The sequence below is a fragment of the Paenibacillus sinopodophylli genome, assembly GCF_005930355.1.
Lineage (GTDB): Bacteria > Bacillota > Bacilli > Paenibacillales > Paenibacillaceae > Pristimantibacillus > Pristimantibacillus sinopodophylli.
Genome location: NZ_VDBO01000071.1, coordinates 1 through 344 on the forward strand (window position 1 = coordinate 1; position 344 = coordinate 344).

A 344-nucleotide genomic window follows, 5' to 3' on the forward strand; every position below is an offset into this window, starting at 1 on the left:
ACTGGCGGAACAGGAGCCACTGGGGTTACAGGTGCAACAGGAGCAGGAGTGACCGGTGCGACAGGAGCCACGGGAGTGACTGGAGCCACGGGTGTAGGCTTAAGCGGCATTGTAGTATTTGATCCGCTCGCAGCACCAGGATACCCAGTAGGTCAGGTAGTGACCTATAATGGCAGCACTTATATTGTGAATACAGCGCCACCTACTGGAACACCAGATACGTCGCCAGATTATACGCTTCTGGCAGGAAGTGGAGCGACTGGATCAACAGGTGCGACAGGAGCAGGAGTAACCGGGGCAACGGGAGCAACGGGCACAGCAGGAGCAACTGGCGGAACAGGAGC

At 57.3% G+C, this 344-nt stretch carries 1 pseudogene; it reads left to right on the forward strand.

The features are described 5' to 3' along the window. Positions 1–344: pseudogene (locus FGT79_RS30720) on the forward strand (hypothetical protein); the annotation flags it as partial.